This window comes from Arthrobacter sp. B2060 (assembly GCF_059090445.1).
In genome coordinates this window covers 309,911-322,612 of sequence record NZ_JBNHFR010000002.1, presented here as the reverse complement: position 1 = coordinate 322,612, position 12,702 = coordinate 309,911, and the positions used below count along the sequence as shown (strand labels likewise).

The following is a 12,702-nucleotide window of genomic DNA, read 5'->3' as shown; positions in this document are numbered from 1 at the left end:
GCTCAGTAGTCGGTGCGTTCGACGTTGTTGAGCCAGGCGTCAAAGGGAGCGCCCGACGTCGGAACCGGGGTGTGGCTGACCGGCAGCAGCTCCGGCCGGGTTCCTCCGAAATATTCATAGAACACCGCATCGTCGAATCCGGCCGCGGCGGCACCGTGGCGGTCGGCGGCGAAGTAGACGCGGTCGATGCGCGCCCAGAGCGCAGCCGCCAGGCACAGCGGGCACGGCTCGCAACTGGTGTACAGGACGGCGCCGCTGAGATCGAAGTTCGCGGTTTCCGCCGCCGCGGTGCGAATGGCCACCACTTCAGCATGCGCCGTGGGGTCGTTGTCACGGGTGACGCGGTTGACGCCTTCATGCGCCGTTCCGTCCGCGGTAACCACGAGCGCACCGAAGGGTCCTCCCCCGGCCGCCACGTTTCTCTCGGCCAAGGCGACTGCCTCGGTCAGGTACTCCAGGACATCTGCTTCGGTCGGTTGCGCAGGCATGCTCTGATCATAGCCAGATAAGTGCGTTGTGCCGGGGCCGGTGCCCGCCACTTGTTTCTGGCCATCGACAGCCTTCAATTCCCGGGGCTAGAATGCGCGCGTCGGGGGAACCCACATCGGGCCAAAAATACGGTCTCAATGCTCTGGATGAACACCATTGACATTGGAGACAGCATGAAAAAGAAACCGCTATTCCTGGCCGTCCTTGCCGCAACGGCCACCATTCTGTCCTCCGCTCCGGCCCTCGGGGCCGCCCCGGATGCCAAGCCTGTCGCTCCGAAGGTTCTCGCGAAGGGACTGCTCACTCCGCTGCACGTCAGCGCCGGACACGACGGCTCGGTTCTTGTCAGCGAAGCGTTCGCGGGCCGGCTGGTGCGGATCGCCCGCAACGGAGCCCGTTCCGAGCTTTTCAACAACCCTGCCTGGAGCGTGGCGGGGGCCGACCGGCAGCGCGGAACGATCTACTTCGCTGTGAGCCAAGGGGCCGGGCCCATGGATCCCCGCCCGCTGGCCGGGCATATCCGAAGCATCGGTACTGACGGCAAGCACCGCACTTTCGGCGATCTGGCTGCCTTGGAGACGAAGCACAACGCCGACGGCGCCACCCAGTACGGGTTCCGGAACCTGCCGGCCGCCTGCGCGGCCCAGCTTCCAAAGGACATACCGGTCTCCTACAAGGGCGAGATCGATTCCCACCCCTACGGAATCGAAGTTTCCGGCCAGAAGGTGTACGTGGCTGATGCGGGCGCCAACAGCATCGTGTCCGTCGATCTGAAATCCGGCAAGACCAAGACCGTGGCCCTGCTGCCGCCCCGTTCCCACCGTGTCACTGCGGCACAGGCTGCAGCACTGAAGTTGCCGGGCTGCATCGCGGGCCATACGTACAGGTTCGAACCGGTTCCCACAGACGTCACCGTCGGTCCGGACGGCTGGCTCTACGTGTCCTTGCTCCCGGGCGGGCCTGAAGATCCGGCCCTCGGCGCCCGCGGCGCGGTGTACAGGGTCAACCCGCACAACGGTACGGTCAGGCTGTTTGCCGACCATGTGATGTCGCCGACCGGCATTGAGGCGGATCACGATGGCAACATCTACGTGGCATCGCTGTTCGGGAAGGGCGTGCTCAGGATCGACGACGACGACCGCAAACAGCGGGTGCTGCTCCCGGCAATGCTCACCGCTGACGTCGATCTCAGGGGCGACACACTCTATGCCACTGTGAATGCGCTGCCTGCACCGAACAAGGCCCCGGACGGCCGAGTGGTTTCCCAGCCCCTGACAGGGCACAAGGATGACTGACCACGAGGATGACTGACCGCCGCCCGGACGGACAAACCGACGGAGATCGAACCGTCAACAGAAAAATGGTGCGGCCGGATCCATTGGATCCGGCCGCACCATTCTCTTTACTGCTTTTCTTTGCTGCTGACTCGCTCTGGACCTACTTGCTCTGGTCCTCGTCGATGTCGTCTTTGCCGCCGAGGTCGGTGTCCTCTTCGTCGAAGTCGTCTTCGTCGATGTCCACGTCCGCCGGAACGTCGCTCTTGTACGGGTCCGCGTCACCGGCGTGCTTTGCGTTCTCCGCCAGCGCCGCAACCTCGGCGTCGCGTTTCTTCGCGGCGCGGAGCAGCTCCTCCAGGTTGGAGGCATTCACGGGAATCTGGTCCGCAACGAACTCCAGCGTGGGGGTCAGCCGGACCGTGATGTTGCGGCCGACTTCCTGGCGCAGCACACCCCGTGCCTTCTCCAGGCCCTTCGCGGCATCAGCCTGCACGGCCTGGTCACCGAACACGGTGTAGTAGATAGTGGCGTGCTGCAGGTCATTGGTCACCCGGGCATCAGTGACAGTAATGCCCTCAAGCCGCGGATCCTTAACCTTCCGGCCAAGGGCCTCTGCAACAACAACCTTAATCCGCTGCGCCAACTTGGCAGCGCGTGCCGGATCAGCCATTTTTACTCCTAAAAATTTAAATGTACGACGGCGCGTTGACGGCTCACGTACACATCTTGGGTTTGGTGCCACACGCCTAAAGGCGAGCCCAAGGCGGACCACCGTTGGGTTTTTCCGGCGGCCAGGGAGTGGCATCGAAGGGGCGGGGCCGCCGGAAAAATCCAACGGCCCCGCACCTTGTAACGCTAGGACACTTTAGACGCGCGGCTTCTCGCGCATCTCGAAGGTCTCGATGATGTCGCCTTCGTTGATGTCGTTGTACGAACCAAGCCCGATACCACACTCGAAGTCCGTGCGAACTTCGGTGGCGTCGTCCTTGAAGCGCTTGAGCGTCTCAACGGTGAGGTTGTCGCCGATGACCTTGCCGTCGCGGCTGATGCGGGCCTTCGTGTTGCGTCGGATGATGCCCGAGCGAACGATGGAGCCTGCAATGTTGCCGAACTTGGAGGAACGGAACACCTCGCGGACCTCGGCGGTGCCAAGCTGGACTTCCTCGTACTCCGGCTTGAGCATGCCCTTGAGGGCCATCTCAATGTCATCGATTGCTGAGTAGATGACGGAGTAGAAGCGCATGTCCACGCCTTCGCGGTCTGCCAGTTCGGCAACACGCTCGGCGGGCTTGACGTTGAAGCCGATGATGACGGCGCTGTCGACCGTTGCCAGGTTGACGTCGTTCTGCGTGATGGCACCGACACCGCGGTGGATAACGCGGAGCTGGACACCCTCGCCGACGTCGATCTTGAGCAGCGCGTCTTCGAGGGCTTCCACGGCACCGGACACGTCACCCTTGAGGATGAGGTTGAGGGTGTCGATCTTGCCTTCGGCGACGGCCTGGTCGAAGTCTTCCAGGCTGATGCGCTTGCGGCGCTTGGCCAGGGCGGCGTTGCGGTCGGCTGCTTCACGCTTCTCGGCGATCTGGCGGGCGGTGCGCTCGTCAGCGGTCACGAAGAAGGTGTCGCCGGCGCGCGGCACGTTGGACAGACCCAGGACCTGAACGGGGCGGGACGGGCCGGCCTCGGTCAGGGCGCTGCCGTCGTCGTCGAACATTGCACGGACACGGCCGTGGGCCGTACCGGCAACGATCGTGTCGCCGACGCGCAGGCTGCCGGACTGGACCAGGACAGTTGCCACGGAACCGCGGCCCTTGTCGAGGTTGGCTTCGATCGCGATACCGCGGGCGTCCTTGTTCGGGTTGGCCCGCATGTCCAGCGCGGCATCTGCCGTGAGCAGAACCGCCTCGAGCAGCTCGTCGATGTTCAGGTTCTGGCGTGCAGAGACCTCAACGAACATGGTGTCGCCACCATACTCTTCGGGAACCAGGCCGTACTCGGTCAGCTGGCCGCGGACCTTGTCCGGGTTGGCGCCTTCCTTGTCGATCTTGTTCACGGCCACGACGATCGGCACGTTGGCCGCCTGGGCGTGGTTGAGGGCTTCCACGGTCTGGGGCATAACGCCGTCGTCCGCTGCGACCACGAGGATGGCAATGTCCGTGACCTTCGCACCACGGGCACGCATGGCAGTGAACGCCTCGTGGCCAGGGGTGTCGATGAAGGTGATCTTGCGGTCTTCGCCTTCGTGGTTGTGCGTAACCTGGTAGGCACCGATGTGCTGGGTGATGCCGCCGTGCTCGCCCGCCATGACGTCGGACTTGCGGATGGCATCGAGCAGGCGCGTCTTACCGTGGTCAACGTGGCCCATGACGGTGACTACTGGAGGACGTGCCTCGAGGTCCTCGTCGCCTTCTGCCTCAAGCTCGGCGTCGAAGTCGATGTCGAAGGTGCTGAGCAGCTCGCGCTCCTCGTCCTCCGGCGATACGACCTGAAGCTTGTAGCCAAGCTCCTCGCCCAGCAGTGCAAAGGTTTCCTCATCCAGCGACTGGGTGGCCGTTGCCATTTCACCGAGGTGGAAGAGCACGGTCACCAGCGCAGCGGGGTTCGCCTCGATCTTGTCGGCGAAGTCCGTGATGGATGAGCCACGGCGCAGCCGGACTACGGTGTTGCCGTCGCCGCGGGGTACGCTCACGCCACCCAGCGACGGGGCGCTCATCTGCTCAAGTTCCTGGCGCTTTGCACGCTTCGACTTGCGCTGCTTGCCACGGCCTGCGCCGCCCTTACCGAAGGCACCCTGGGTTCCGCCGCGGCCGCGGCCGCCCTTGCCGAAACCGCCGCCTGCCGGAGCGCCGCCGCCTGCACCGGGACCGCCGGTTCCGGGAGCGCCGCCTGGACGGCCCGGACCGCGGCCTCCGCCGCCGGGACGGCCTGCACCAGCCGGTGCCGGACGCTCAGTGCGGTTGGGCATCATGCCGGGAGTGGGACGGTTTCCACCGGCACCACCCGCGGGACGCGGACCACCAGCGCCCGGGGCGCCACCGGTACGCGGAGCACCGGGACGGGGACCGCCCGGAGCACCACCGGTACGCGGAGCGCCCGGACGGGGCCCGCCGGCGCCTGCTGCGGGGCGGGGACCGCCGGGACGGTCACCGTCAGTACGGCTGCCGCCCGGACGGGGCATGCCCTGGGACGTCGCGAACGGGTTGTTGCCCGGGCGCGGCGGACGGTCTCCGTCGCCGCCACGGCCGCGGGGCATGCCCTGGGACGTTGCAAACGGGTTGTTGCCTGGACGGGGACCGCCCGGGCGGGGAGCGGAGCCACCCTGGCGTGCCGCGGGCGCTGCCGGAGCATCTGCTTTGGGGGCCGGACGCGCGCCGGGCTTAGCGCCCGTCGAGGGAGCGGCGGGGGCAGCCGGCGAGGGAGTTGCCGGGGTTGCGGCAGCGGGAGCAGCAGGTGCTGCAGGTGCGGCCGGCGCTGCCGGAGTTTCAGCTTTGGGTGCCGGTGCCGGTGCGGATGCCGCTGCTGGTGCCGCTGCCGGGGCAGGTGCCTGGGCCTTCGGGGCAGCCGGACCGGGAGCCGGGGCGGGGCGTGATTCTGCTGCCTTGGCCGGAGCCTTGGGAGCGCTGGCGGGTGCTTCGGTCTTCGAAGCGGCCGCAGCCGGGAAGGCGTTGCGGAGTTTCCGCACAACGGGGGCCTCAATGGTGGAAGAGGCAGAGCGAACGAATTCGCCCAGTTCCTGCAGTTTTGTCACTGCATCTTTGGAAGTAATACCGAGCTCTTTAGCAAGCTCATGTACGCGGACCTTGGCCACATTTCTCCTGTCTCGGTCCGCACCGAGCCAGGCACGAACCGTCTACTTCTTACTGCGGACCTCCGCCGCGAGTGCAGCTGAAAGGTCCATTGCAGAGCGCAACAAAGTTGTCATCGTTGCGCACTCATCGCTGGGAACTCATCGGGTTTCCATCAGTTTTCTGACCCGCTTTCAGGTTGGACGGTTGTTGCTGCGGCCACCGGAGTGTCCACGGCGTGCGTGCCTGCCATGATCCGGCGTTCGACGGCTGCGGTATCGGTTGCGCCCTTGAGGGCCCTTCCAAATGCACGCCGCTTGACCGCCAGGGCCAGGCACGCTTCGCTGGGGTGCAGCCATGCACCCCGGCCAGCCATCCGGCGTCGTTCATCCACTACGACGGCGGATGACCCGCCGGCGTCGGAGACGAGCCGGAGTAACTCAGACCGTGGCCCTTTCTTTCGGCATCCGATGCAGGTACGTTCCGGCTGATTCCCGAGGTGTTGCACTGCTGCCACTGTCGAGTATCTTCCTGCCTGTACTTATCTGCCTGCCCACTGCTCTGCCGCTGCCGTCTGGCAGAGGCGGGAACACATATGGGCACACTGATGCCGGCTGCTAGGCACGGTCATGTTCCATTCTAGCCCCTCAGGGCCCCCTGACCCGAAATGCCGGACGAAACTGCCCGCTGCAATCGCGGGCAGTTTCGTGTCCGGCCCAGGCGCGGGTGAACTGCGGAAACGTTCGTTTTACGTGCGCGGCGCCGCGGCGTCGGACACAATGTCGATGCGCCAGCCGGTCAGCTTCGCCGCGAGCCGGGCGTTCTGGCCTTCCTTGCCGATGGCGAGGGACAGCTGGTAGTCCGGCACAACAACGCGGGCGGACCGGGTGGCCTCATCCGTAATGGTGACGGAATTCACACGCGACGGGGACAGTGCGCTGGCGATGAACGTTGCGGGATCCTCGCTGAAGTCGACGATGTCAATCTTTTCGTCGTTCAGCTCGGTCATGACTGCGCGCACGCGGGAACCCATTTCGCCAATGCAGGCGCCCTTGGCGTTAATGCCCGGGGTGTTGGCCTTCACGGCGATCTTGGTGCGGTGCCCGGCTTCGCGGGCCAGCGCGACGATCTCCACCGAGTGGTCGGCGATTTCCGGAACCTCCAGCTCGAAGAGCTTCCGCACGAGGCCCGGGTGCGACCGGGACAGCGTGATGGACGGGCCCTTGGTGCCGCGGTGCACATCAATCACGTAGGCACGGAGCCGGTTTCCGTGGATGTACTTCTCCCCCGGGACCTGCTCGGGCGGCGGCAGCAGCGCTTCCACGGTTCCGAGGTTGACCTGGATCATGTGAGGGTTGTTGCCCTGCTGGATCAGGCCCGCCACGAGTTCGCCCTCGCGGCCCTTGAATTCGCCCAGGACGTTGTCGTCCTCAACGTCGCGAAGCCGCTGGAGGATGATCTGGCGCGCGGTGCTCGCCGCGATCCGGCCGAAACCGGCAGGCGTGTCCTCGAACTCGCCGATGGGCACGCCGTCGTCGTCGATTTCCGTGGCCCAGATGGTCACATGCCCGCTCTTGCGGTCCAGTTCCGCGCGGGCTTTCTCGAAGGCGCCCGGAGACTTGTGGTAGGCAACCAGCAGTGCCTGCTCGATCGTGGGGATGAGGAGATCCAGCGGGATTTCGCGCTCACGCTCCAGGAGTCTCAGTGCGCTCATGTCAATATCCATCAGGCCTCCTCAGAAGGTCCATTGTGCTCATTTTCCAGACCGGCCTCGTCGAGGTGGCTGAACTCAATTTCGACTTTTCCGCTGCGGATCTTGTCGAAAGGAAGTTTTACGGGGTCCCCCTGCTTGGGCTTCATGCCTTTTTTCACGGCAATTTCCGGGACCAGCGTCACGCCGGAATCGTCAACCGACTGGATCCGGCCCGTGACGTTGTCACCCTGGATCACGCTGACGCTCACCATCCGGCCGCGGGCACGGTGCCAGTGCCGGGGTTCCTTCAAGGGGCGCCCCACTCCCGGCGAGGAAACCTCGAGGTCGTACGGGCGGCTGTCCGTGCTGGGGTCGTTGTCCAGAATGTCGGAGAGTTCCTTGGAGATGTCCGCGATGACATCGAGGCTGACCCCGCCGGTTTCTTCCTGGGGCAGGTCCACCACCACGTGGACCACGCGGTTGGAGCCTGCGACGTTGATGGCAACATCCTCCAGGTACAGCCTGTGCGCCTGGACCGCGGGCTCAAGCAAAGACCGGAGGCGTTCAGCCTCGGGGTTAAGGACAGCCGCGGGCTCAGCCTTTCCCGCGTCGGTCCGGTCTGATGAAGTCGTGGCTTCTGCATTGCTCACGATGCCGGCCGCCTCCCTATAGATGATGTTGTGACTACTAGCCTAACGATATTCCGGCGGCCTTGGTGCACGGAGTTCGCCGCAGCCGTGACAACATAGTCTGTTGTGAAAGAGGACACCAGGGAAAGCGGCCGGACGACGAACTATTTCCGGTATGCCCTCGCCGCCTTCACGGCTCTCCTGGTGCTCAGCCTGGGTTTCGGCCTGATTCCGCGGCCTTCTGCGGAGCCTGCCGCCCCGCCTTTTACCGAGCAGGCACGGGCATCCGCCCTCGCTGAGACCCTTCGGCTGAGGTCAGTCAGCCAGCAACTGGCGAAGGACTCCTCCGGCGCCGAGCGGCTGATGTACTCGCGCACTGTGACATTGCTGACTACGCAGGCGAGGGCGCTGCTGCTTCCCTCCGATGCCGCTGAGTCTGCTGCTCCTTCCCCGTCGCAGACGGAATCTGCGGGATCGAAGTCTGCGGGTTCTGAGACTGCGGCGCCGGCCACCGCCGGTGGACCTCCAACTGCCTCTCCTCCGCCGTCGGCTTCCTCCCTGGCGGCCGGGCTGTCTGCCAGCGGCAAGCTGCGCCTCGCCCATGCTCACACGGCCGACGGCGGGATGGCGCGCCTGCTGGCGGCCGTCGGCACCGCACAACTGGTGCAGGCGATCGCCCTCGCGGGGGCTTCCGGGACACCGGTTCCTGACCTGCCTCCCGCCCCGGCACCAATGCGTACCCTGGCCGTCGGATGCCAACCGTCCGGCACCGCGGCTATGCGTTCAGGCGAGGGAGCGCAGCCAGACGAGGGAACGCCGGCAGGCAACGGAACGCCGGCGTCCGTCCCGCCCGAGGCGGCCGGAACGGTGCCGCCGGTGGCCGCTGAGCCAAACGAGTCCGCCGGTGCTGCCTCCGCAACAGCTGCCCTCGGGCGCGTTGTCCGCACGGAGGTGGAGACCGTCTACGGCTACCAGGTGGCGCTCACCCGGCTCGATGACCAGGCGGCAAGCCAGCGGGCCAGGGACCTGTTGGCCACGCACGAGGCACTGGTGGACGAGGCAGAGACCCACACCCGTGTCCACTGCGCGCCGGTCCCGCCCCGCGAACCCGGCTATGCGCTGGATGCATCATTCCTGAAGAATCCGGCCGCCGGATTGGCCAGCCTCGAGGCCGGTACCTTGCCCGTGTACGGCGATCTTGTGGCGCTGAGCGATGGGCCTACCAGGCACTGGGCGATCGCATCGCTCCTGGGAGCCGCACAGCGTGCCGTGGGCTGGGGATCCGATCCCGGCCCCGTCCCGGGACTGGTGCTCGACACCTCGCAGCTTCCCCCCTTGCCGGAAATCGCCACGCCCACAGCGTCGCCCGTGTCCCCGCCGTCCTAATTTCCTGCCTGCCTCTGGCAGGCGGGTTGCCGTGGTGGTTTGCTGGAGCCATGGAGTCAGCGGACGTTGCAGGATCTCCCCACGACGGATGGCACAACAACGAGCCCCACAACAACGATATGGTTCACCGCCTGAACTGGCTTCGCGCCGGCGTCCTCGGCGCGAATGACGGCATCGTGTCAGTCGCCGCGATCGTGGTGGGCGTGGCCGGCGCCACCAGCGAGCACGGCCCCATCCTCGCTGCTGGCGCCGCGGGCATGGTGGGCGGCGCAGTATCCATGGCCCTGGGCGAGTACGTATCTGTCAGCAGCCAAAGCGACAGCCAAAAGGACCTGATCGAAAAGGAACGCCGCGAGCTCGCCGAGGAGCCTGAGGACGAGCTGCTCGAACTCACAGCCATCTACCGGAGCAAGGGCCTCACCGAGGAAACGGCACAAAAGGTGGCCCGGGAACTCACCGAGCACGACGCCTTGGCGGCCCACCTGTCGGCGGAACTGAATATCGACGAACAGGACATCGTGAGCCCGTGGCATGCCGCGTTTGCCTCGGCCATCGCCTTCACCCTGGGTGCGGTCCTGCCCATGCTTGCAATCCTGCTGCCACCGGAAAACATGCGCGTTGCCGTCACGTTCGGAGCCGTCCTGGTGGCTCTGGCCCTCACCGGTGCCCTCGCCGCCTGGATCGGCGGCGGATCCAAGGTCCGCGCCGCCACACGCGTGGTGGTGGGCGGCGGGCTCGCACTTGCCGCGACGTTCACCATCGGCAACCTGCTGGGGGCCAGCGGGATCATCTAGGCGGGCGGCGCCACCGCCGCACCGCTGATATTTCTGGAGCCGGCGGACGTCGGCCGGCGGGAAGGCCGCGTCAACTACGATGGGGCTGATGAGCCGCACAACTGCCCTTCCCATACCTCCGGACTTTGCGCGCCGCTACTCCCGCAGCAGCGCCGGCCGGTCGTGGCTGGCTTCCCTCCCCGGGCTTGTGCGCAGCCGCATCGAGCATTGGGATCTGGAAGTAGACCTGGAGCCCGGCGCCCTGCCATGGAGCGGGCACGGCGGGATCGTGGTGCCGGTGCGGGCGCAGGGGGTTCCTGCAGCCCTGAAAGTGGCCTTTCCCCACGAGGAAGCCCTCGTGGAACGGCATGCACTGGCTCTCTGGAACGGGCACGGAGCCGTCCGCCTGCTTGCCTCGGACGCCGGAACGTGCTCGATGCTCCTCGAACGGCTGGATGCCGAGCGGTCGCTCCAGTCAGAACCAATGGACATTGCCGTCGACGTGTGGGGCAGGCTCATGCGGGAGCTGAGCATCGTTCCCGACGGCCGGACGCAATGGCGGGAGTTCGTGCACGTCGCCGCAAGGGCGGAGCAGTGGAGCGACGATCTTCCCGCCGAATGGGAGCAGCTCGGACGGCCCTTCCCCCGGTGGCTCCTGGAAGCCGCACTTGAGGTGTGCCAGACCAGAGGCGCCGTGGGTCGCCGGACGGGCACTGACGTGCTCGTCAACACGGATTTCCACTTTCTCAACATCCTCGCAAGGCTGGACGGGCGCCCCGGACACGCGTCTTATGCCGCCATCGATCCGCAGCCCATGGTGGGTGAAGCGGAGTTCGCCGTGGCTCCCGTGCTGTGGAACCGGATACCGGACCTGCCTGCCGCGGACCCGGAAGCAGGGCTGCGGGCCCGATGCCGCGACTTCAGCGTGGCGGCGGGGCTCGATGCGGAGGTAGCGCGCCAGTGGAGCGTCGCCCGCGAAGTGGACAACGCCCTGTCCTATGCTTCAAAGCCGGGCCACGGCGGAGACCTCGCCCGGTCCCTGTGGGTTGCCAGCACCCTTGCCGGACGGACACTGGAGGGGCTCCCCCCGGCGCATGCGCTGCCCGAGCCTGGCCAGGCTCCCGGGGATTCGCCTCCGGTTTAGGGCAACGGACTCCTGTGCCGTCACGGGCGGCCGCGGACCGTTTCGAGTGCCGCCCGCACTGCCTCCACTGCCGTGGTGACGTCCCCGGCGTCGGTGGTCCAGTTGCTCACGGATACCCGCACCACGTCCCTGCCGTGCCAGCGGGACCCGGACATCCACACCGTTCCGTCGGCAATGAGCCTCTCCGCCACGTCGCGGGTTGTGGCGTCGTCGCCGAAGGCCAGCGTGATCTGCGTGAACCCGACCTCGTTAAGGACCTCCACGCCGTCGAGGGCTGCGAGCTTTTCCGCCAGCTGGGCGGCGGTCGACGCGAGGCGGCGGATCTGTTGGGCCACACCCTCGCGTCCCAGTGATTTCAGTGCTGCCCACACCGGCACACCCCTGGCCCTGCGGGAAAGTTCCGGAACCCTGTGGCTGGGATCGCCGGAGCCGTCGGCATCCTGGATGAGGTAGCTGGCGTGCAGTCCCATGGCGCTGCGCAGCGCCTGAGTGTCCCTCACGACGACGATGCCACAGTCGTACGGGACGTTCAGGCTCTTGTGGGCGTCCGTGGCCCAGGAGTCGGCCTGTTCCACGCCTGCTGTCAGCCCGGCAAGTTCCGGGACGGCCGCGGCCCAGAGCCCGAACGCTCCGTCCACGTGCACCCAGGCGCCGTGCGCCTTCGACACCGCGATCGCCGCGGTAAAGGGGTCGAAAGCCCCGGAGTGGACGTCCCCGGCCTGCAGGCACACCAGTATCGGGGCGGACCTGGAACTTTGGGCGCCGTAGTTCGGGTCGCCGTGGTTCTGGTTATCGTGTTCCCGGGAGCCGTGTTCCAGGGCGATGCGGTCCAGGACACAGTCCAGCTCGGCAGCGTTGATGCGCCCTTGGCTGTCGGAGGGAACCACTGTGGGGCTGCCCATGCCCAGATAGCGGAGCACGAGGTCAACCGTCTCGTGGCGTGCCTCTCCCACAATGCAACGGATCCGGGGCGCACCGAAGAGTCCGTCGCGGTCCAGGTCCCAGCCGGCGTCCTGCATCAGCCGCCAGCGCGCGGCTGCCATCCCGGTGAAGTTGGCCATCGTGGCTCCGGTGACGAAGCCGACGTCGGATTCCTCCGGCAGGCCGAGCAACTGAAGCAGCCAGCTGCCGGCTGCCTCTTCAATGGCGGCAATGGCCGGTGTGGCGAAGCGGAGCGCAGAATTTTGGTCCCATGAGCTGACCAGCCAGTCCGCCGCCATGGCAGCCGGCAGGGTGCCGCCGATAACCCAGCCGAAAAAGCGCCCTGAAGGCATGGCCATGAGGCCGGGTTCGGCGTGGCTGGCCAGGTAGTCCACGACGTCTGCCGGGGCCATGCCGGACTGTGGCAGCCCGCCGTCGAACGCTGCCGCGAGTTCACGGGCCGCCTGCTGCGGCCCTACCCTGCGGTGTGGCTGGCTTTCGAGCCAGCGGATGGCATGACGGACGGCCGCAGCAAGGGCTTCCTCATACGGTTCCGCACCCGCTGACATAGAGGCATGCTACGCCGCTCCCGGGCACCTGCG

Annotated in this window: 11 protein-coding genes; 4 read left to right on the top strand and 7 right to left on the bottom strand. The window is 66.5% G+C overall.

Annotated features, from left to right (window positions below; all coding sequences use genetic code 11):
* Positions 1–2: 2 nt before the first annotated feature.
* A complete protein-coding gene (locus AC5RUM_RS06245; protein ID WP_494034124.1) occupies positions 3–488 on the bottom strand; it encodes a nucleoside deaminase in 486 nt (161 codons plus the stop codon).
* 174 nt (positions 489–662) lie between these two features.
* On the opposite strand from AC5RUM_RS06245, the gene AC5RUM_RS06240 reads away from it, so the two are divergent.
* The gene (locus tag AC5RUM_RS06240; protein WP_494034123.1) at positions 663–1,784 is read left to right on the top strand and encodes a ScyD/ScyE family protein; all 1,122 of its coding nucleotides are present in this window, start codon (positions 663–665) and stop codon (positions 1,782–1,784) included.
* A 142-nt stretch (positions 1,785–1,926) separates the two neighbouring features.
* On the opposite strand, the gene rbfA is transcribed toward AC5RUM_RS06240, so the two are convergent.
* From rbfA to rimP, 5 genes are all read right to left on the bottom strand, one after another.
* Positions 1,927–2,436 (bottom strand): 30S ribosome-binding factor RbfA, encoded by a 510-nt coding sequence (gene rbfA, locus AC5RUM_RS06235; RefSeq protein ID WP_494034122.1) that lies wholly within the window; start codon positions 2,434–2,436, stop codon positions 1,927–1,929.
* 195 nt (positions 2,437–2,631) lie between these two features.
* Entirely contained in the window at positions 2,632–5,577 is a 2,946-nt protein-coding gene (gene infB / locus AC5RUM_RS06230) for a translation initiation factor IF-2 (RefSeq protein WP_494034121.1), read from the bottom strand.
* Positions 5,578–5,729: 152 nt separating this feature from the next.
* Positions 5,730–6,062: a YlxR family protein gene (locus AC5RUM_RS06225; RefSeq protein WP_494034221.1), complete on the bottom strand. Its 333-nt coding sequence runs from the start codon at positions 6,060–6,062 to the stop codon at positions 5,730–5,732.
* 240 nt (positions 6,063–6,302) lie between these two features.
* Positions 6,303–7,280 (bottom strand): transcription termination factor NusA, encoded by a 978-nt coding sequence (nusA, locus tag AC5RUM_RS06220; RefSeq protein WP_400577846.1) that lies wholly within the window; start codon positions 7,278–7,280, stop codon positions 6,303–6,305.
* The gene (gene rimP, locus AC5RUM_RS06215) at positions 7,280–7,897 is read right to left on the bottom strand and encodes a ribosome maturation factor RimP (RefSeq protein WP_494034120.1); all 618 of its coding nucleotides are present in this window, start codon (positions 7,895–7,897) and stop codon (positions 7,280–7,282) included. The genes nusA and rimP overlap by 1 nt, the downstream gene beginning before the upstream one ends.
* 105 nt (positions 7,898–8,002) lie before the next feature.
* Here rimP and AC5RUM_RS06210 point away from each other — a divergent pair, with 105 nt between their 5' ends.
* The 3 genes from AC5RUM_RS06210 to AC5RUM_RS06200 all read left to right on the top strand — a co-directional run bounded on the left by AC5RUM_RS06210 (position 8,003) and on the right by AC5RUM_RS06200 (position 11,179).
* The gene (locus AC5RUM_RS06210; protein WP_494034119.1) at positions 8,003–9,262 is read left to right on the top strand and encodes a ferritin-like domain-containing protein; all 1,260 of its coding nucleotides are present in this window, start codon (positions 8,003–8,005) and stop codon (positions 9,260–9,262) included.
* Positions 9,263–9,312: 50 nt separating this feature from the next.
* Positions 9,313–10,056 (top strand): VIT1/CCC1 transporter family protein, encoded by a 744-nt coding sequence (locus AC5RUM_RS06205; protein ID WP_494034118.1) that lies wholly within the window; start codon positions 9,313–9,315, stop codon positions 10,054–10,056.
* An 88-nt stretch (positions 10,057–10,144) separates the two neighbouring features.
* A complete protein-coding gene (locus AC5RUM_RS06200) occupies positions 10,145–11,179 on the top strand; it encodes an aminoglycoside phosphotransferase family protein (RefSeq protein ID WP_494034117.1) in 1,035 nt (344 codons plus the stop codon).
* Between the two features lie 20 nt (positions 11,180–11,199).
* Here AC5RUM_RS06200 and AC5RUM_RS06195 read toward each other — a convergent pair whose 3' ends face one another.
* Positions 11,200–12,669, bottom strand: a complete 1,470-nt coding sequence (locus AC5RUM_RS06195; RefSeq protein WP_494034116.1) for a pyridoxal phosphate-dependent decarboxylase family protein — start codon at positions 12,667–12,669, stop codon at positions 11,200–11,202.
* Positions 12,670–12,702 lie beyond the last annotated feature (33 nt).

Coding starts and splice junctions, on each gene's coding strand:
- AC5RUM_RS06245 (WP_494034124.1), bottom strand. CDS start 488: ATGCCTGCGCAACCGACCGAAGCAGATGTCCTGGAGTACCTGACCGAG.
- AC5RUM_RS06240 (WP_494034123.1), top strand. CDS start 663: ATGAAAAAGAAACCGCTATTCCTGGCCGTCCTTGCCGCAACGGCCACC.
- rbfA (WP_494034122.1), bottom strand. CDS start 2,436: ATGGCTGATCCGGCACGCGCTGCCAAGTTGGCGCAGCGGATTAAGGTT.
- nusA (WP_400577846.1), bottom strand. CDS start 7,280: ATGGATATTGACATGAGCGCACTGAGACTCCTGGAGCGTGAGCGCGAA.
- AC5RUM_RS06205 (WP_494034118.1), top strand. CDS start 9,313: ATGGAGTCAGCGGACGTTGCAGGATCTCCCCACGACGGATGGCACAAC.
- AC5RUM_RS06200 (WP_494034117.1), top strand. CDS start 10,145: ATGAGCCGCACAACTGCCCTTCCCATACCTCCGGACTTTGCGCGCCGC.
- AC5RUM_RS06195 (WP_494034116.1), bottom strand. CDS start 12,669: ATGTCAGCGGGTGCGGAACCGTATGAGGAAGCCCTTGCTGCGGCCGTC.